General features: G+C 57.4%; 15 protein-coding genes. 9 read left to right on the top strand and 6 right to left on the bottom strand.

Translation table 11 applies throughout. The features are described 5' to 3' along the window. Positions 1-18 precede the first annotated feature (18 nt). Genes ABD735_RS08370 through ABD735_RS08380 form a run of 3 tightly spaced genes read left to right on the top strand, consistent with a single transcriptional unit; the run spans position 19 to position 4,568 of the window. Entirely contained in the window at positions 19-2,877 is a 2,859-nt protein-coding gene (locus ABD735_RS08370) for a valine--tRNA ligase (RefSeq protein WP_344805394.1), read from the top strand. Between the two features lie 11 nt (positions 2,878-2,888). After that, entirely contained in the window at positions 2,889-3,989 is a 1,101-nt protein-coding gene (locus ABD735_RS08375) for a ketopantoate reductase family protein (protein ID WP_344805266.1), read from the top strand. 12 nt (positions 3,990-4,001) lie between these two features. Then, positions 4,002-4,568, top strand: a complete 567-nt coding sequence (locus tag ABD735_RS08380; protein WP_344805268.1) for a cob(I)yrinic acid a,c-diamide adenosyltransferase — start codon at positions 4,002-4,004, stop codon at positions 4,566-4,568. A gap of 68 nt (positions 4,569-4,636) precedes the next feature. Here ABD735_RS08380 and ABD735_RS08385 read toward each other — a convergent pair whose 3' ends face one another. The 3 genes from ABD735_RS08385 to ABD735_RS08395 form a co-directional block, all read right to left on the bottom strand. Then, on the bottom strand, positions 4,637-6,634 hold the full coding sequence (locus ABD735_RS08385; protein WP_344805270.1) for a methyl-accepting chemotaxis protein: 1,998 nt from the start codon (positions 6,632-6,634) through the stop codon (positions 4,637-4,639). A 133-nt stretch (positions 6,635-6,767) separates the two neighbouring features. Continuing rightward, positions 6,768-7,340 carry a 1,6-anhydro-N-acetylmuramyl-L-alanine amidase AmpD gene (gene ampD / locus ABD735_RS08390; RefSeq protein WP_344805272.1) on the bottom strand — a complete coding sequence of 191 codons (573 nt, stop codon included), beginning with the start codon at positions 7,338-7,340 and terminating at the stop codon, positions 6,768-6,770. Then, positions 7,324-10,095: a DUF1631 domain-containing protein gene (locus tag ABD735_RS08395; protein ID WP_344805274.1), complete on the bottom strand. Its 2,772-nt coding sequence runs from the start codon at positions 10,093-10,095 to the stop codon at positions 7,324-7,326. The genes ampD and ABD735_RS08395 overlap by 17 nt, the downstream gene beginning before the upstream one ends. A gap of 165 nt (positions 10,096-10,260) precedes the next feature. Here ABD735_RS08395 and ABD735_RS08400 point away from each other — a divergent pair, with 165 nt between their 5' ends. From ABD735_RS08400 to ABD735_RS08410, 3 genes are all read left to right on the top strand, one after another. Further along, complete coding sequence (locus tag ABD735_RS08400; protein WP_344805276.1) at positions 10,261-10,812, top strand: retropepsin-like aspartic protease family protein; 552 nt, start codon at positions 10,261-10,263, stop codon at positions 10,810-10,812. Between the two features lie 42 nt (positions 10,813-10,854). After that, positions 10,855-11,778 carry a carboxylating nicotinate-nucleotide diphosphorylase gene (gene nadC / locus ABD735_RS08405; RefSeq protein WP_344805278.1) on the top strand — a complete coding sequence of 308 codons (924 nt, stop codon included), beginning with the start codon at positions 10,855-10,857 and terminating at the stop codon, positions 11,776-11,778. 76 nt (positions 11,779-11,854) lie between these two features. After that, complete coding sequence (locus tag ABD735_RS08410) at positions 11,855-14,140, top strand: putative bifunctional diguanylate cyclase/phosphodiesterase (RefSeq protein ID WP_344805280.1); 2,286 nt, start codon at positions 11,855-11,857, stop codon at positions 14,138-14,140. On the opposite strand, the gene ABD735_RS08415 is transcribed toward ABD735_RS08410, so the two are convergent. From ABD735_RS08415 to ABD735_RS08425, 3 genes are read right to left on the bottom strand one after another with little or no spacing between them, the layout of a single operon-like run. Continuing rightward, entirely contained in the window at positions 14,141-14,923 is a 783-nt protein-coding gene (locus tag ABD735_RS08415; protein WP_344805282.1) for a ParA family protein, read from the bottom strand. Between the two features lie 58 nt (positions 14,924-14,981). Further along, positions 14,982-15,680 (bottom strand): HdaA/DnaA family protein, encoded by a 699-nt coding sequence (locus ABD735_RS08420; RefSeq protein ID WP_344805284.1) that lies wholly within the window; start codon positions 15,678-15,680, stop codon positions 14,982-14,984. Between the two features lie 8 nt (positions 15,681-15,688). Further along, the gene (locus ABD735_RS08425) at positions 15,689-16,387 is read right to left on the bottom strand and encodes a CDP-alcohol phosphatidyltransferase family protein (protein WP_344805286.1); all 699 of its coding nucleotides are present in this window, start codon (positions 16,385-16,387) and stop codon (positions 15,689-15,691) included. A gap of 142 nt (positions 16,388-16,529) precedes the next feature. On the opposite strand from ABD735_RS08425, the gene purM reads away from it, so the two are divergent. From purM to ABD735_RS08440, 3 genes are read left to right on the top strand one after another with little or no spacing between them, the layout of a single operon-like run. Next, positions 16,530-17,672: a phosphoribosylformylglycinamidine cyclo-ligase gene (gene purM / locus ABD735_RS08430; RefSeq protein WP_344805289.1), complete on the top strand. Its 1,143-nt coding sequence runs from the start codon at positions 16,530-16,532 to the stop codon at positions 17,670-17,672. Continuing rightward, a complete protein-coding gene (gene purN / locus ABD735_RS08435) occupies positions 17,669-18,385 on the top strand; it encodes a phosphoribosylglycinamide formyltransferase (RefSeq protein ID WP_344805291.1) in 717 nt (238 codons plus the stop codon). Before purM ends, purN begins: the two co-directional genes overlap by 4 nt. Continuing rightward, entirely contained in the window at positions 18,369-19,187 is an 819-nt protein-coding gene (locus tag ABD735_RS08440) for a DUF3108 domain-containing protein (RefSeq protein WP_344805293.1), read from the top strand. Before purN ends, ABD735_RS08440 begins: the two co-directional genes overlap by 17 nt. Positions 19,188-19,190 lie beyond the last annotated feature (3 nt).

Genomic DNA, 19,190 nt, shown 5'->3' on the forward strand with positions numbered 1-19,190 from the left:
GACAACGCCGCTTCGGCGATGGACACCACCTACCAGCCGCAGAATATTGAGCAGTCCTGGTACCAGCGCTGGGAAGCTGCCGGCTCCTTCCAGCCAGAGGGCGATGGCGATCCTTTCGCCATCATGATTCCGCCGCCGAACGTGACCGGGCGCTTGCACATGGGTCATGGCTTCAACAACACCATCATGGATACCATGATTCGCTACCATCGCATGTGTGGCGACCCTACCCTATGGCAGCCGGGCACCGATCATGCTGGCATAGCCACACAGATGATCGTGGAGCGGCAACTCGCAGCCGAAGGCATCACTCGCCAGGAACTCGGGCGTGAGGCCTTTCTGGACAAGGTCTGGGAATGGAAAGCGAAATCCGGTGGCTTCATCACCAGCCAGATCCGACGCCTCGGCTCATCAGTCGACTGGTCGCGCGAACGCTTTACCATGGACGAGGACCTGTCGGCTGCAGTACTTGAGGCCTTCGTCCGTTTGCATGAAGATGGCCTCATTTATCGCGGCAAACGACTCGTCAACTGGGACATTCAGCTGCAGACGGCCGTATCCGACCTGGAAGTCGAGAACGTCGATCAGGATGGCCATATCTGGCATTTCCGCTATCCACTCGCTGGCGACGCGACCACAAAAGACGGCAAGTCCTGGCTAGTAGTGGCCACGACACGTCCGGAGACCCTCCTGGGCGATGCCGCAGTAGCCGTGCATCCAGACGATGAACGTTATAGCGACCTGGTTGGACAGTCAGTTCGGCTACCACTGACCGATCGGCTCATCCCCATCGTCGCAGACGAACACGCGGATCCTGAAAAAGGCACAGGTTGTGTGAAGATCACGCCTGCGCACGACTTCAACGATTATGAAGTAGGCAAGCGCCAAACGCTGACACTCATCAATATATTCGACAGTCACGCCAGAATACTGTCGCGCGCCCAGGCCTTCGACATTGCCGGGCAGCCACTGCCGAACGCCGATCTCGACATGCCTGCAGGGCTGGTCGGGCTGGATCGCTTCGAAGCGCGCAGGGCCGTTGTCCTCGAGATGGAACAACTGGGTCTGCTCGAGACCATCGAGAAGCATGCGAACAAGATCCCCAAGGGTGATCGTTCAGGCGTAGTCATCGAGCCCTGGCTGACTGATCAGTGGTACGTCAAGGCCTCTGCCATGGCCGAACAGGCCATGGGGGTGGTGGAACGGGGCGAAATTCAGTTCGTACCGAAGCAATACGAGAACATGTACTTCGCCTGGATGCGCGACCTTCAGGACTGGTGTATCAGCCGTCAGTTGTGGTGGGGCCACCGGATTCCGGCCTGGTACGACGACAATGGGCAACATTACGTTGGCCGTAGTGAAGCCGAGGTGCGTGCACAGCATGGGCTTGGTGACAGACCATTGCGCCAGGACGAAGACGTACTCGATACCTGGTTCAGCTCGGGCCTGTGGACCTTTTCCACACTGGGCTGGCCAAAGAAGACGCCAGAGCTCGAAATGTTTCACCCGTCGAGTGTGCTGGTGACCGGTTTCGACATCATTTTCTTCTGGGTTGCCCGGATGATCATGCTCAGCACACAGTTGTTGAAGAATGATGACGGCACTCCGCAGGTGCCCTTCAAGACTGTTTACGTCCATGGCCTGGTCCGCGATGGCGAAGGCCAGAAGATGTCCAAGTCCAAGGGTAATGTGCTGGACCCGCTAGATATCATTGACGGCATCTCGCTCGAAGATCTGGTGGCCAAGCGCACCGAGGGTCTCATGCAACCGAAGCTGGCTGAGAAAATTACCAAACAGACCCGCAAGGAATTTCCCGAGGGTATAGCAGCCTACGGCACAGACGCCCTGCGTTTCTGCTTCTGCTCGCTCGCCAGCACAGGCCGCGACATCAATTTCGACATGAAACGCGTGGAAGGCTATCGCAACTTCTGCAACAAGATCTGGAACGCCACACGCTTCGTGCTCATGAATGTCGAAGGTCATTCCTGCGGGCAGCATGGCGAAACGGAATTTGAACTTGGACTGGCTGAACGCTGGATTATTTCCCGGTTACAGCGGGCCGAGCAGGAATGCCACAGGCAGATTGGGCAGTATCGATTCGATCTGCTGGCCCAATGCCTCTACGAATTCTTCTGGAACGAATACTGTGACTGGTACCTGGAGCTGGCGAAAGTCAGCCTGAATGACGATAGCCTCAGCGAGGCCCGCAAGCTGGGTACTCGGCGCACACTGGTGCGCGTTCTGGAGACCGGTTTGCGCCTCATGCACCCCGTCATGCCATTCATTACCGAATCGATCTGGCAGCAGGTTGCGCCGCTGGCCGGCAAGCCAACAGACACCGAGACACTCACCACGATCATGCGCCAGCCCTACCCACGCGCCGATGACTCTAAAATCGATAGTGCCGCCGAAGCGGGCATCGAGTTCCTCAAGCAGCTGACCGTCGCTGTCCGAAATATACGCGGTGAGATGAACATATCCCCTGCACGCAGCTTGAAGGTGCTCTATGCCAGCCCTGGCGAATCACAACAGACCCTGCTCGATCTCGTAACGCCACTCTGGATGGCTATGGCCAAACTTGAATCAGTGGAGGCCTTTGCCGGCAGTGAACGGCCCTTCTCCGCAACACAGCTCGTTGGACAGCTCGAGATCCTGATTCCTCTTGAAGGCATCATTGACATGGCTGCTGAGCAACGCCGTCTGAGCAAAGAGCTCGAGCGGCTGGAGCAGGAAAGAAAACGCCTTCAGGGCAAGCTTGGCAATCCGGCCTTTGCGGACAAGGCGCCCGCAGAAGTGGTGGCGAAGGAACAGGCGAAGCTTGATGATGTCAATCTTCGTTTTGCGGCTATCCAGGCACAGCTTCAACGCATGGCGTAACGAGCAGACTGATGAAGCCGAACCTGCCGGTCCCGGACCCAACGGTCTCCCATTGCTTTGTGATCGTCGGCCTCGGTGCCATTGGCACACTGTTCGCTGCCCACCTGTCTCAAAGCCACGACTGCTGCGCCCTGATGCTATCCAGTGGTTCTGGCTCGGATCGCAATGCCAACCCTGGTATCGCCAGCCGACGACTGATTCAGCGCGACAGCGCCATACTGCTAGAGATGCCGATTTTCAGAACGCTGAACGAGCTGACGCGCAGCCTCAAGCCTTGCGGAAGGCGGCACTACTGGGTACTGCTCACCTGCAAGGCCCCAGTCGCTAAGCGGCTGCTCCCTTCTCTGTTGGCGCAGCTCAGGACACTGATACTGGAGGACGAGACCTGCGAGGCGACCCTGGTCATCATGCAGAATGGACTCCAGACCCATACCCTGGCCAAAACCTCGTTTGCGAACGTGTTTCCCAAGACAGCGCGTGCCCGGGTCAGCCTGCTGGCAGCCAGTACAACTGAGGCTGCTCGGCGGGAAGGGAGCGAACACACGACCGTTCACCACTCGGCCACTGGAGACACCGCAATTGGTCACCTTGATGAATCGCGCCCGCCTGCGACAGCTACTGATGCTGGGGGTCTGAGTGGACTGTTGAATGCCTGCGGTCTGAACGCGAGACCAGTGGGTACGATAGAGGGCATACTCTGGAATAAGTTGGCACTCAACGCGATAGTCAATCCACTGACGGCCCTGTTGCGCTGCACCAACGGCGAGCTCCCAGTCCAGTCCGATTATCGGCGGCTGGCACCACGCCTGGCCAGCGAGGTGCTTGGCGCCTGGCAACATTGGGCCGGACAGGTTGACGCCGGATCAACTGCGGCTTTGCCGGATTCGGTGGCCGCTTTGCTGGAACGGGTCGAAGAAATCTGCGAGCGAACCGCCGCGAACAGGTCTTCGATGTTACAGGACGTACTGGCGGGTCGATCCACTGAAATTGACGCCATCAATGGCTATATCATCGAATACTGCGAGCATCATGCACTGCCTTGCGAGGCCAACCGCGAGCTTGTCAGCGAGGTCAGGGCCCTGACCGAATGCTTGATCAACACCAGCAACTGAAGGATAAACGATATGGGCAACCGATTGAGCAAGATCTACACGCGCACTGGCGACGACGGCACGACTGGCTTGGGCAATGGCGACAGGATAGGGAAAGAGTCGGTACGGGTAGAAGCGATGGGCAGCGTCGATGAGACCAATTCGGCGATCGGTATGGTGGTCTGCGAGCTGGAGCAGGATGATATGCTCAGACCTGTACTGCTCAGGGTGCAGAATGATCTTTTCGACCTTGGTGGAGAACTGTGCCTGCCGGGAGAGCAACTGATTCAGATGTCGCACGTGACTTATCTCGAAGAACAGATCGATGTGCTCAACGAGCAGCTCCCACCCTTGAAGAATTTCATTTTACCCGGCGGAAATCGTGCGGCCGCAGCCTGTCATGTGGCCAGAAGCTCGGCGAGAAAGAGTGAACGAACTCTGGTGATACTGGCACGTGACGAGGCTATCAAGGCGCCACTGAAACAGTACATCAATCGACTGTCAGACCTGCTGTTCGTGGTGGCCCGGGTACTGGCGCGACGTGACCCGTCCATTGGCGCTGAAGGTGAAATCCTCTGGCAGGCGCCGCAGCGCAGCTGATATCTCGGGACGAAGAAGTGCTGGCGAAGGCCTACTCGTCTTCGCCAGTACTTCTTCGTCCGATCGTGTCAGATCTTGAAGGTAGCCAGGTGGGACTTGAGCGACTCTGTCAGGCGCGTGAGTTCTTCGCTCGACGCCAGGGTATCATTCACGTTGCTGGCACTGGTGGTGCCCAGATCACTGATGAGATTGATGTTACCGTCGATGGTCTTGGCCACGGCACTCTGTTCTTCGGCGGCCTGTGCGATCTGCTGACTCATGTCTACGATCGTCGCTACCGAACCAACGATCTTCTGTAGAGCCTCGGACACCAGCTCCGACTGCTTGACCGTTTCGTCGGTCACTTTATGACTGCCCTGCATCGATTTGACAGCGTTCTTCACGCCGGACTGCAGCTGATCGATCATCGCCTCGATCTCTTCCGTAGAGCGCTGTGTGCGTTGCGAGAGGGTTCGCACCTCATCTGCAACAACGGCAAAGCCCCTGCCCTGATCGCCCGCTCTGGCGGCTTCTATGGCCGCATTCAGGGCCAGCAGGTTGGTCTGCTCGGCTATGGCCTTGATCTCGACCAACACCTGCGAAATATTCTGGGAATCCTTCTCCAGACGATTGATGATACTCACCGAATCGGAGATTTCGGTTGCGAGCTTTCTGATAGTGATCAGCGTGCGATCGACAACCAGCTTACCCTGTTGCGCTTCATTATCGGCCTGGTGAGCGGCATCGCTTGCTGACTGCGAACTTACAGCCACCTCGGATACGGCTTCGACCATCTGATGCATCGACTCACTAATCGCCTGCGTCTCTTCCATCTGCTGCTTGCTGGCGGTGTTGCTGTCTACAGCCAACAGGTTTACCCGAGACGCCTGACCACCAACCTCTTCGGTATTTTGCGCCAGCAGGGTCATCAGAGAATGCACTCGGGAAGTCATGTTATTGAATTCGACTGACAGATTTCCGAGCTCGTCTTTGTTGGGGCTGTTCAAATGCACGGTGAGATCGCCTCCTGCTACACGCCGGGCGGCCTTTCCGAAATGCTCTACTGTCGTCTTGACCGACACGAAAAAGCCCATGTAGAGATAAACTATAACGAGCAGTAGGGCCAGCAACACACCAAACAGGGTGTACAGCGTGGTCTGACTTTCAGCAAGACGTACCTGCAAAATATCTTCGATGGTTTCGTAGAGGGCTTCATCAAGCTCGAACAATCGATCGAGATAAGGCGTCAAGGACGCATCCAGGTCCTGCCAGGTGCCTTCCAGCACCATAGGCGTCACAATTTCACTGTCGATGAGTTCGGCGACCGAGGTCAGTGTGGCCTGAACTTCGCTGAAATCGCCGTCATAGTTCGCCTTCAGCAAGGGCGCCGTCAAACTGATCGACTCTACCTCGCTGGCAAATTGCCGGCCTGAAAGAAAGATCTGGTCGATCACCGAATTGGCGAAGTCGCTGACGTCATAGCCAACTGTGCCCTCCACGAGCGCGTAATAGCTGACCACCCGGCCTTTGGAGACAAGCATCGTTGCGGGGATGAGCTGTTTTTCGGCAAAGCCGTCGAGTATCTGAATCTGTGTTGCGGGATCGAAGGAAATCAGTGAGGCCTGCTTGATCAGCGACAGCAGATGACGCGACTGCCGGATGATGCCTTCATAATAATCCGACTGTTGCCCGATCGAGGTGAAGCCCTTGTTCTCGGACTTGATGCCGAGCCAGGTGGCTTCGAGCGCATCCACCCCTTCTGCCACCACACCTTCCACGTCAAAAGCATAGGACTGTTGCTGCAAATGCTCGAGCGCAGCCTCGAGCTGCCGTTGCTTTTCCTTGGCAGGCGCGGCGATGTCCGACTCGCTGCGCAGCGTCGCCGAAGTCTGGAAATCGCGAAAATCCAGCGCTGCTCTCAGCATCTGTCTCGCATCAGCCACGGCATCCACGCCCTGCAGCTCACGCTCTACCGCATCGAGGTCTGCGAGAATCTGACTGACCAGCGCATAGACCAGTATGGCAATTGGAATGACGAACAGAATACTGATGAGCGAAAACTTGTACACAAGTTTCAGCTGGTTCATCAGGACGATTGCCGGCCAGAGAAAGGATTTCAAAGGGATCATACTCCACAGCGACATGATCGATAACACGGTCTTGAGCGTCGCTCAATACACTTTGCGTTCCACTTACAAATTAGTTTAAGAACGTGGAATATCAACCTTCTATTGTTGCTTTTTGTAGTCGCTGCCAGTCGAAGAAAGGCCCTGGATCAGTTTTCCGGCCGGGTGCTATGTCGCTGTGGCCCAGAATGAGATCAGACTGAATCGCCGAGTATTGCCGCCTGAGAGCCAGAACAAGTGAATTGAGGTTCACATATTGCTCGTCGGTAAACGGGCCATGATCACAGCCCTCGAGCTCGATACCGACAGAAAAATGATTGAAGGCAGTGCGCTCTCCATACGATGACACACCGGCATGCCAGGCCATATCGTCAGTGGAGACAAACTGCAAAACCCTGCCATCCCTGCGAATCAGGAAGTGGGCAGAAACAGTCAGGTGGGCAATTTCCCGAAAATAGGGATGAGCGTCAGGGTCGAGCCGATTCTGAAAGAAGTCGACTATGGCAGTAGAGCCGTATTCGCCCGGCGGCAGGCTGATGTTATGAATGATGACTGATTCGACCTGCTGCATCGGCGGCCGCCGGCCGCAATTCGGCGACGGCAACTTTTCGGCAGCGTCGAGCCAGCCATCGATGAAACGCCAGCATTTGTCAGTGTTTGGTGTCATTCCTCAGACTGCCGATTACGGCCTCCAGTGCTCGGTCGAACAGGAGACTATCATCAAGCAAGGTCACGCTACCATCATTGAGCTCGGCGGCCAGTGCTTCACGCGAGCGTTCGAGTACCTTGACGCCCATTCGATTGACAAAGATGTACTTGCCAGTGGTCTGTAATACAGCCGCCAGTTTACACCGCAGTTTCGAGGCATTGGCGTCAGCAGGATTGCTGTATTCGATCCAGAGCCCAATTCGCATGTTGCGGACCAGTGCCAGACTACCGGCCAGGGCCTGCGATTGAACTTCGTCACGAACCGAAGGTTTTGCTGCTGTTGTACCGGCATCCGAAACATTGTCTGGCACATCAGCTGTGAGTCCGTTGGTCTGATCTGTTGTTCCGGCAGTGTCTTCGGCCTGAACCTGCTCCTGCGTAGCTTCAGACACTGTGGATGGTGAAGCAGAGGGATTTTCGACAATGCCAGAAGTCGCTGACGCAGTCGATGCAGTGGCAGCGCTGGAGCCAGCGGCAGAAGGCGTCTGCCCTTTGGCAGCTGCAGGTGCGGCGCCATCCGCACCGTGCTGTTCAACGGCCTGTCTGAGCAGGTGATCGCGATAGTCGCCCAGGTGCGGCTCGAGATCGAAAGGCTTGTAACCGGTCTGCTGCAAGCCAGCCTTGAGCTCGGCGACCACCGCATCGACTGCGCCTTCGTAGGCTGCAGATTCGTTGTTCGAAGCCAGAATGGCTCGCACATCCTCAGGCACTTCGTAGCAGCCCAGGTCGAGCTCGCAGAGTCGCTCAGTCAGCGCGATGGCCGAGCGCCAGCTATTCGATTGTGCGCCCTGCTTCAAAGCGAGCAACACCATATAGTTGCACCAGCCATCACGGATCACTTCGACAGTCGGCGCCGTAAGGGCGTCGTTACGAAGGGCAAATTCAAGGGCCTCTTCTACCTGCGACCGGGCGTGCTCAGCGCGGGCCTTGCCAGCTTCAGCATCGCGGGTGCGCTGCTCGAGCAACTGCCTGCGTCGCTTGTCTGAATCACGGAACAGGATGAAATCTTCCAGCACCTCATCGAAGATAGCTGGCTGATCCACAAAATCGTTCAGCAATCGGGCGACGATTTCTTCCAGCTTCGCCAGGAATGGGTCCTGCTCCAGGCCGGTATCTTCAATCCAGCCCATGGAAGCCGTTGCCAATGTATTCAGCAGACGGCGGGCACTGTGCTCCGCGTCGGCAAAGAAGCTCTTGTCGAGCAGTGCCACCTTGAGCACCGGAATCTGCAGGCGACCGATAAGCGCCTTGACCGGCGCCTGAAGCTGCTTGTCACTCAGGATATATTCGAACAGCATCGTCACCAGGTTCATGATGTCCTGGTCGAAAGAGGCGATATTAGAGTCTTTCTTGTCTTCACTCTTCTTGAGCATGCTTTGCAGCAGAGCGTCGAAGCTGAGCAGACCATGGCTGTTAACATGGTCACCAACAAGTTGCGTCTGCTGTTGCTGGGCTTCAGTGAGCAGACCAACCAGCGCACGATGGTCGAGTTCAACCTGACCGGCGCCACCGGCGACGCCCCCGGCACCTGCAGCGTCTGCACCATAATAGCTGCCAGCGCCAGTGTTGATGCCTTCGTTATCGTGATCGAAGCCGGATTCAGTATGGAGACTGAAGCGACGCTGGCCCTGACGGCTCAGGTTGCGTATCAGGTTCAGCGCCTCGGCAGGCAATGCGGAATAGTTCAGATGGCTACTGGCCTGATTGGTCAGTACCGGAACAGGCGAACCTGGCTCCATGGCATGGCCATCATAGAGCACAGGAACGTCACCTGAGTGACCAGCCGGGCCATTGCCGCCAGGCGCATAGCCTTGGCCACCAGCCGCTGGGGCATAGCCGCCACCGTTCGCATAGCCGCCAGGCGCATAGCCATGACCGTGACCGCCAGCTGGCGCAAAACCGCCTGAAGGCGTTGCATACATAGATCCACCTGCTGGTGCAGGCCCGGCAGCTGGAGCACGGCCACCGCCATGCCTGCCGTTACCGGGAGGCTGCTGTGGGGTGTGCTGACGACGTGACTGGTGTGACTGACTCTGCACATCAGGCAGGACGCCCTGCTCGGCCAGATAGCGGTTGGCCGCATCGAACAGGGGCTTGAGAAGATTCAGCACCAGCTTTTCAAACAGCTTGAGTGCAATCAGTTTCGGCTCAATGCCGACTTCGAGCACGCTCAGGCCGCTTTGAAAACTGCGAAGAATCTGCTGGGGCCCAAGGGGATTGTTCGCTTCTTCGATGTCGATGCGCGCATATAACGCATCCATTCGCAGCGTCAGATGCTCGAGTTCGCGTTGCATGGCACTCTGAACCCTGGCCACCATGGATTCTGCAGCCACACGCTCTTCAAGCTCGTCGTTATGCAATAAAGACAGCGAATCGACGCGGATTTCGTCATTGTCGAGACTATCGCGTACATTCTTGGCATGAAAGCCGGCTTTGAATTCATCGTCGAAGCGCGAAATAATGGCGTCTTTCTTCAGGCGAATTTCACGCATGGCATCGAAATAAGCCTGTTGGGCCGTATTGTTGTCAGCTTTGTCTGCCAGTGCGAACAGGCTGTCATCGAGTTTGGCCATCACTTTTTGCAGTGACTGACCAAGGTGCTGCGCGCTGCGGTCACGCAGTTTCAATAGCGGCGGCGGCAGGCGCGCATCAGCAGCCAGTCGTGCCGCACTGCGGACCTCACCAAGCTGAACAATCTTTGATTGCGGTGCCATTTGGACTCCATGCACGGTCAGCCATCATTCGACCGTGGATTCGTGTTTGACTATGACAGAGTATAGAATCAGCTTTCAGTAGACACTGTCAGCTTTTGTTACACCATTGTTAGCGCTTTGTATTGTCGTGACCCAGTTCGCACAGCCAGAGGCGAGGAGAGATTGATGCCGAACGATGAAGGGGCTATGGGCAATACGACCGCTGGCCGTCAGGGCAAGCTCATGCTGGTCATCGCCTGGATCATCGGCATTGGCCTGTTAGCGAGCGTCTTCGATGTCTGGGAGTCGAAGCAGCTGAACCCCAATCAGTCCGTCAGCGTCATGCATGAACCGGGGCAACCGGCACAGCTGGTGTTGCAAATGAACCGCTGGGGCCACTATGTGGTCAATGGCAGCATCGAGGACAGACCCGCCGAATTTCTGCTGGATACTGGCGCCACGCGTGTCACTGTTCCTGAAAGTGTAGCAGAGCGGGCCGGCCTCTCCCGCATGGGCCGTTCCCTCGCCCGTACTGCCAATGGCACGGTCACGGTATACGACACCGTCATAGACAGGCTCGAATTTGGCGGTATGGTGCTGCGAAACGTCAAAGCCACGATCAACCCTGCCATGTCAGATGACGATGCCGTACTATTGGGCATGAGCGCGCTGCGACAATTCGATCTGCGCCAGAGCCTTGATACGCTGACACTGTCAAAACCACTGCCGCCCGAGTGACAGTGGCGCCGGCAACCTGAGACGAGACCGACAGACATGCCCATGAAGAACGCCGCCATCCGAGCCGACCAAGACGAAGCCGGACTATCCAGTCCACAGTGGGCACTGGTAGAGGCCAATGTGAGAGCTGCATTGGCAGAAGATCTTTCGCCGCCAGAGCGGGCGGCGGCGCTCTACTTCACGCCGGGCGATGACGTCACGGCGCGCCTGATTCCCGGCGCGGCACAGGCTTCGGCCGCGGTGATTACCCGGGAAGCCGGCATACTTTGCGGCAAGCCCTGGGTAGATGAATGCTTTCGTCAGGTGGACCCGGAGGTCGAATTGCGATGGCTGGCCGCAGACGGGGACGCCATCGAGCCTGGCCAGACCCTGTTTGAAATGAGGGGCCTGGCCAGGGCCTTGCTGACCGCAGAGCGGACCGCCCTCAATTTTCTTCAGACCCTCAGCGGCGTCGCTACGGCCACAGCGAGCTATGTGCAGGCCATGGGCGACAGCCAATGCCAGCTGCTCGATACCCGCAAGACCATCCCCGGATTACGTTACGCCGAAAAATATGCAGTACGGTGTGGTGGTGGCTTCAACCATCGTCTCGGGCTGTGGGACGCCTTTCTCGTCAAGGAAAATCATATAGCTGCCTGCGGGGGCATCAGCCAGGCCATCGCCACCGCACGCTCGATTGCGCCGGGCAAACCGATCGAGGTGGAGATCGAGCAGCTGCAACAGCTGCAGGAAGCTATCGATGCTGGCGCCAACGTCGTCATGCTGGACAATTTCAGTCATGATGCCATGCGCGAGGCGGTCACTCAGGCACAGGGCCGGGTGAAGCTGGAAGCGTCCGGAAATATAGAGCTCGACACCCTCGCCTCGGTGGCTGCTACTGGTGTGGATTTCATATCCTCAGGCGCACTCACCAAACATGTTCGCGCGCTCGATCTGTCCATGCGCTTCAGCGGCACGTCAATATAGAGCGTTTGTCAGCAGAATTCACTGCATCGAATCGGTTAATATCGAGAGCCCCATCAGAACACTAGCTGTAAGTCCTATGTCGTCAGTTCCGGTCTATCTGCGTAGCCTACTCGCCGTTCTGTTGCTTGTTTTCATCATCATCAGCGCACCACCAGGTATCGCAGCGCTGTTTGCACTATTCAGGGAGCTCGGCGTGGCCATCAGCCAGGGCGCTCCTCATTATGGCAAGGCCCTCCTCTTTCTGCTGGCTGCGGCTCACGTCGGCTGTCTGGCCGCCAGCATGACTGCCTGCTTCCGGCTCCTGAATGCGCCAGGCAATCACTGGTCGATCAAGGGCCCGATACTGCTGCTGGTCACCGCTATGGTATGGCTGGTACTCCTGCTGCTCGTGCCACTGTCGGCTTATCTGGACACGGCGGGCTGGCAGGCCTCCGGAGTCGCCGCGACCGGCCTGCTACTGCATGCTATCGGGGCTGCCTCCGCTCACCTGATGGCGAGCGCCTGCTGTCTGCTGGGAGCGCAACAGGCCTCCATGGCAAAAATGAACGCTCAGCTCGCAGAAAACGATTCGGCCCTGGCGACGCGCAACCAGGTTCTGCAGGATGAGATTTTCGTCCGTGAAGAGGCGGAGCGCGCCTTCCGCAAGTCCTATCAGCGCTATCGCACCCTGGTGCAAACCGCTGGCAGTCCCATTATCGCCATCGATGCCGAGTTCCGGATTCAGGAATGGAATACCGCCGCCGAACAGCTTTTCGGCATTCCCAGAGATCAGGTCATGGGCGCTCATTATATCGAGCGCTGCGTACCACGGGCGTTTCAGAAGCAGACCCAGTGGAAGGTTCGCCAGGTGCTCGAGACCGGTATCAATGTGGAGCACCTGGAAAACGAAATGCTTGGCGGCGATGGCGCCGTCAAAGTCGTCTACTGGAGCATCAGCAGTGTCGGTGGCGAACTTGAAAATAGCGTGATTATCGTGGGCCAGGACATCACCAGTATCCGCGAGACCCAGGACAAGCTGCATTATCTCGCGCATTACGATGCTCTCACTGGCGCTGCGAACCGCCGCCTGTTCGAAGACCGCTGTACGCAGGCCATAAGGCAGATGCAGCGCACCTCAGGTAGCCTCTGTCTACTCGCCTTGGACATCGACCATTTCAAGCAGATCAATGATACGCTTGGTCACGATGTCGGCGACCGGCTGCTGCAAACAATCTTCAGTCGGATGCAGGAAAACCTGAGACAGGAAGACACCGTAGCGCGTCTCGGTGGTGACGAATTTGCGATCTTGCTGACCAACGTTCGCAGCCGGAAAGGCTGTGAGCGTGTCGCTCGAACCCTGCTTGAGGCAGTGACCCGCCCTATTTCGCTGCCCGGCCGCGAGATCGTCGTGACCACCAGCATCGGCATGACCCTTGCGCCCGACGACGGCAACAGCTACCAGACCTTGTTGAAAAATGCTGATATGGCGCTGTATCAGAGCAAGGAATCAGGACGCAACACCATCAGTTTCTTCAATGAGCACATGCAGCAGCGGCTCATGACCAGGCTGACAATGGAGCAGTCGCTGCGGGAGGCCGTTGCCGAGAAGCGCTTCGAACTGCTGTTTCAGCCGCAGTTCGAACTCAACACCTTCGAACTCATCGGCATCGAGTCGCTACTGCGCTGGCGCACGCCGGACGGCACCTTGGCCACGCCGGACATGTTCCTCGAGGCTGCTGAAGGATCAGGGCTGTTACAACAGATGAGTGAATGGATCCTGCGCAACAGTGTGGCCGCCATGCTGGAACTCGAAGCTGCTACAGGTCGCAGGAAGACGCTGTCGGTGAATCTCTCCAGTCGCCAGTTCCTGGCGCCTGAGCTGCCCGAACAGATCGTCACCGTTATCAAGCAGACGGGCGTCGACCCGTCGAGCATCTATCTAGAAATCAATGAACAGTCGCTGGTGAATCACGCCGAGCGCTCCGAGAAACAATTGCAACGTCTCAGGCAGCTGGGCGTGTGCATAGCGCTCGACAGTTTCGGGTCTGGTCTGACCTCGTTCTCGGTCCTCCATCGCTGGCCGATAGACGCCATCAAGATCGACCGCAAGCTGCTCGATGGTGTGCCCGAAGATGCCAACCAGAGTGCGCTATTGGAAACGCTTTGCGCAGTGTCGCGGCAGATGGACAAGACGGTGATGATCGAGGGCATCGAAACCGAAAGCCAGCTTATCTTCCTGCGCCGCCTGGGTATTCACTATGCCCAGGGACACCTCTTTGACGAGCCCCTGGCCATCGAGACTTTGCTTCACAAGCTCAGAACTACCAGCTGGCTCAATCCGGAGCGATTTGCGCGTCAGATTGGCCTGCCGCTGGATAGCTGATCAGTGCTTGAGACGATTGGTTTCCAGGAAGTCATGGAGCGCTACGAACTGTAGCGTGAGCGGATGCTTCGGCGCCATGTGGATCAGCGGCAGATTCTGCTGATGCGACTCCTTCATCTTTACCGAGCTGTTCAGTTCCACGCCCAACACGGGAAAGCCCTCTGCCTTCAGCTCATCGATGATGCGTCTCGGTAGTGATGCCCGTGGCTGTACCTGGTTAGCGATGACGCCCTCAACCTGGAGGTCCGGATTATGATCAGCCTTGAGCTCTTCAATTTCGCCATGAATGGTGTACAGGGCCTGGCGCGAGAAATCATCGCAGTCGAAAGGAATCAGCACTGATTGCGCGGCGATGAGCGCTGAACGGGTATAGAAGTTGAGCGCAGGCGCTGTATCGACGTAAATGACCTCGTAGGTCTCGGCCAGTGTGCTGAGCGCCTCTCGCAGCTTGTAGATCTTGTGTTTGGCTTCGAGCTTGCGCTCGAGAAAATCCAGTTCTGGACTGGATGGCAGCACGAACAACTTGTCGAAGCGAGTAGTATGAACAAAGTCTTCAGTTTTCTTGGCGAAAATGTTGAACGCCACGGCCTGCTCAAAGAAATCAGCCGCCGTTTCCGTGAGTTCCGCCGCGGGGCGGCCCATCAGGTAATGCGTTGAATTACCCTGCGGATCGAGATCCACCAGCAAGGTCTTCAGCCCCCTTGAAGCGGCGATGGCAGCTAGGTTACAGCTGATGCTGGATTTCCCGACGCCACCCTTCTGGTTGAATATCACCCTTATCATCTGGACATTTCTCCCTGTCATCATCTAGTTGTTTTTTTGAATTCATCAGGCCGGCGTCTTACCAGCCGAGCACCTTGCGTACGAAGGGCAAGGTCAATGATCGCTTATAGGTCCAGGCTGCGCGATCGATCTGCTCGAGCGCAGCATCGACACTATGCATGTCTCTGGGCAGACGCAGCAAGAGATACTGAGGCAGCGCGGCATCGAATTCGAGCCCCCGCTCCTTCAGCTTGAAAGTCATGAGCCAGAGCAGTTCGGTATCGTCTGGTCTCGGCAGGCGGATAACCTGCATGGCATTGAGTCGCGAGGCCAGATCCCTGAGCCTGATATCCAGCGCGCGAGGAGACTGCCTGGCGGCCAGCACCAGATGCTTTTCGGCGTCACGATAGCGATTGACGAGATGAAACAGATGCTCCTCATAGTCCTCCAGGCCGGCCACGAGATCGACGTTGTCCAGGCACAGTAGCCCGAAGCCGTCGAGATCATCCAGCATCCTGGCATTGCCAGCCTGTTTCAGCTCCGCCAGATCGAGACAGGCAGCGTCACTGGCGGGCAAGGAAGCAACGCTGGCGTAAAGCAGCCAGGACTTGCCACTGGCAGGCTCACCATGAAGAAACACGGCAGAGCCAGCCCCTGACCACTGACGTTCCAGCATCGCCTGAACCGGTTTTTTCGAGTCGACCGCATTGGCGAAGCTCGCCTGAGTGCCAAGAGCCAGCCCCAAGGTGAGCTGGGAAGACAGGTCGGGAGCCGCCACTGGCGCGGTCACCCCTGGCCTTTCATGCGACTGCGCTCAAAGATGAAACGACCACCCCATAGCATCACGTAGTGAAGACCACTGGCTACTGTGACGGCGGCAGCGATCCAGTGCGAGACACTGACAATGTCATCGAGGCGCTGGGAATCGCTGAAGAGCCTGGCAATGTCATGACTGAAGGGCAGCTCGGGATACTGAACGCCGAAGCTGGGCGCAAGCTGCTGATGAGCAGCCACGACAACCAAAACGAGCAAGAGAAAAAGGATCTGTGTGAAGGTGGTCAGTTTGCCAAGCCAGCTCGGCTGGATTTCATACTGTCCAACGATGTAGTGGTAGGCCAGCGCGCCACTGACGAGGATGATATCGCGGCCATAGACAATGATCGTGAGCCACCAGTGAACGACACCGTTCAATGACAGCATGGCAAATGTGACGACCATGAGCAGCTTGTCGGCCAGCGGGTCCGCAATAGCGCCGAATCGCGAACCCCAGTCGTAGCGGCGAGCCAGGAAGCCGTCGATGCCATCGGACAGGCCTGCGGCGAGGAATAGCAGCAGCGCAAACCCGTAATCCTGCTGCAAAAGCAGCCAGGCTATGGGCGCCACCAGAACGATACGGAGTACAGTAATCGCGTTAGGCAGCCAGCTAAGTTTGTCGAGCGGCGAACGGCGCGTCGCACGGGATCTGGATTTGACGCTTGAAGACACTACGTTTTGCTTCTTATGCTTTATTTGAGGCTGGACGAGACCACCGAGTTTACGTGAATCGCCCAAGGCTGGCGATAGCTGATGAAAATAAGCCCGAAAAAGCGTAAGGTAGCGCGCATTTAGCCTCGCAGGAAACAGCAGCATGAGTTCGGACCACGGCAAGCACCCCAAGGATACGTCATCGGCAGGCGGGCAGGACTCGCTGAGCTATGCCAGTGCGGGCGTCGATATACAGGCTGGCAATGCGCTGGTCGAGCGTATCAAGTCGACCGCAGCGCGCACCCGACGGCCGGAAGTTCTCGCCGGACTGGGTGGCTTCGGCGCGCTTTTCGAGTTGCCGACAGGCTACCGTGAGCCTGTTCTGGTGTCCGGCACCGATGGTGTCGGTACCAAACTGCGTCTGGCGATGCAGATGGGCCGCCATGACACCATTGGCATCGATCTCGTCGCCATGTGCGTCAACGACCTCATCGTGCAGGGCGCCGAACCGCTGTTCTTCCTCGACTACTACGCCTGTGGCAAGCTCAGCGTCGATATGGCAAAGGCTGTTGTAGACGGCATTGGCGAAGGCTGTGTGCAGGCAGGGTGCTCACTGATCGGTGGTGAAACTGCTGAAATGCCCGGCATGTACGAAGGCGATGATTACGATCTTGCTGGTTTCTGCGTGGGTATCGTCGAGAAAAGCAGAATCATCGACGGCTCGCTCGTCCAGGAAGGCGATGCCATTATCGCCCTCGCCTCTTCGGGCCCACACTCCAATGGTTACTCGCTGATCAGGAAGATTCTTGAACGAGAACAGGCCGATCTTGATCGACCACTTGCAGAGTTTCTTGACGAGGCTGGTATCGACGCTGGCGACAATACCGCTGCCGTAGCGCGCTCGCTGGGCGACGCCTTACTCGAACCGACACGCATCTACGTGCGTCAGGTCCTGGAACTGCTACAGACCGTGCCAGTGCATGCCATCAGTCACATCACCGGCGGCGGGCTGGTCGAGAACATTCCCCGTGTGCTACCCGATGGCTTGAGCGCCCGCCTCGACCTCAATACCTATGAACTGCCACCGGTCTTCCATTGGCTTCAGCGCAAGGGCAAGGTCGACTGGCGGGAAATGTATACCGCATTTAACTGTGGTATCGGACTGGTACTGTGTATACCGGCGGCTCAGGCTGAAGCGGCTATCGCCCACTTCAACGCCTGCGGCGAACAGGCCTGGCAGCTAGGTACCATCGTCGGCCGACCCGCCGGTAGTCAGCAAGAGGCGGTCGAACTGATCGGTTTATGAGCACATCTTTTCGCCTTGTCGTATTGATCTCCGGCAATGGCAGCAATCTGCAAGCCATACTCGATGCTATCGATACTGGCCGGCTGAAAGCACGCCTTGCCGCTGTCATCAGCAACCGGGCGGATGCCTATGGTCTGCAACGTGCAGCGGCTGCGGGCGTTCCAGCCGAGGTGCTGGCTCATGGCGACTTTGCTGACCGCGAAGCCTTCGATGCTGCGCTGGCAGCGCGCATAGAGAGCCACGAGCCCGACATCATCGTTGCGGCCGGATTCATGCGTATTTTTTCCGCCGGCTTTGTCGACAGATTCGCAGGGCGCATCATCAACGTCCACCCCTCCCTCTTGCCGGCCTATACTGGCCTTCGTACGCATCAGCGGGTACTCGACGACCTTGGCAACGGTGGTGCGGCCCTGCATGGTTGCAGCGTGCACTTCGTCACCGGCGACCTTGATGGTGGCCCCTGTATTGCCCAGGCCACGGTGCCCGTGCTACAGAGTGACACCGCAGACAGTCTTGCCCAGCGGGTTCATGTACAGGAGCATCAGCTCCTGCCCCAGGTACTGGTGTGGCTCAGCGAGGGTCGCGTCGGGTATGATCGGGACATCGCAATGCCAGACCGCCTTACGCTTGATGGACAGCTATTGCCCCCCTGCGGACTGCGTATCGACAATGTATTCAGGAACGAGGTTGACAGTCATGATGCCCAGGATTGATGATTTTTCCCAGACAGGCCGAGAGCGCCGATGGTCATGTCGGCTAGGATCCGCACTGCTCACGCTGGCGGCTCTGCAATTCACCGCGCTCCCGATTCAGGCTGAAGAGGCGGCCCAGGCCACAGAGGCTGCCAGGCCGGCAGTGGAGCTCGTGCCTATCACAGCGAAATACAGTGCATCCTACAAGAAAGGGGTGCCTATCAAAGGTAGTGCAGTACGCTCGCTTGAGCGGCTCGAAGACGGTGTGTGGGACTACAGGTTCAATGTCGAAAGCTGGGTAGTCGATATCACCGAACGGACCAAGCTACGCTGGGAAAACAATCAGGTCGTGCCACTGCGCTATGAATATGAACGCAGCGGCTGGGTCGCTGGTCGAGAGCGAAGTTACGAGTTCGACTATGAGGCGGACAAGGTGCATGTCAATCGCGATGGCGACAAACTCGATGCGCCACTGACCAAGGATCTGCTCGACAAGCTCGGTTATCAGCTACAGCTCAGAATGGATCTCGCCAGCGGGCTGTCCGAAATGAGCTACGACGTCGCCCATCGCTCGGGCTCACGCAAAATGGAATTTGCCGTCATTGGCGAGGAAACGATCACTGCCAACGGCAGTCAGGTCCCGTCTGTGATCGTTGAACGGGTGCGTGATGAGGATGATGGTCGTATGACCAAACTCTGGTTCGCCAAGAACCTGAACTACGTGCTCGTAAAAATGGAACAGAAAGAGCCTGACGGCGAAGAGTACGAGATCCTGCTCGAAGAGGCGGTGGTCGACGGCAAGAAAATCAGCCTCGACCTGTAAGGC

The sequence above is a fragment of the Allohahella marinimesophila genome, from assembly GCF_039538005.1.
Taxonomy (GTDB): Bacteria; Pseudomonadota; Gammaproteobacteria; order Pseudomonadales; family Oleiphilaceae; genus Allohahella; species Allohahella marinimesophila.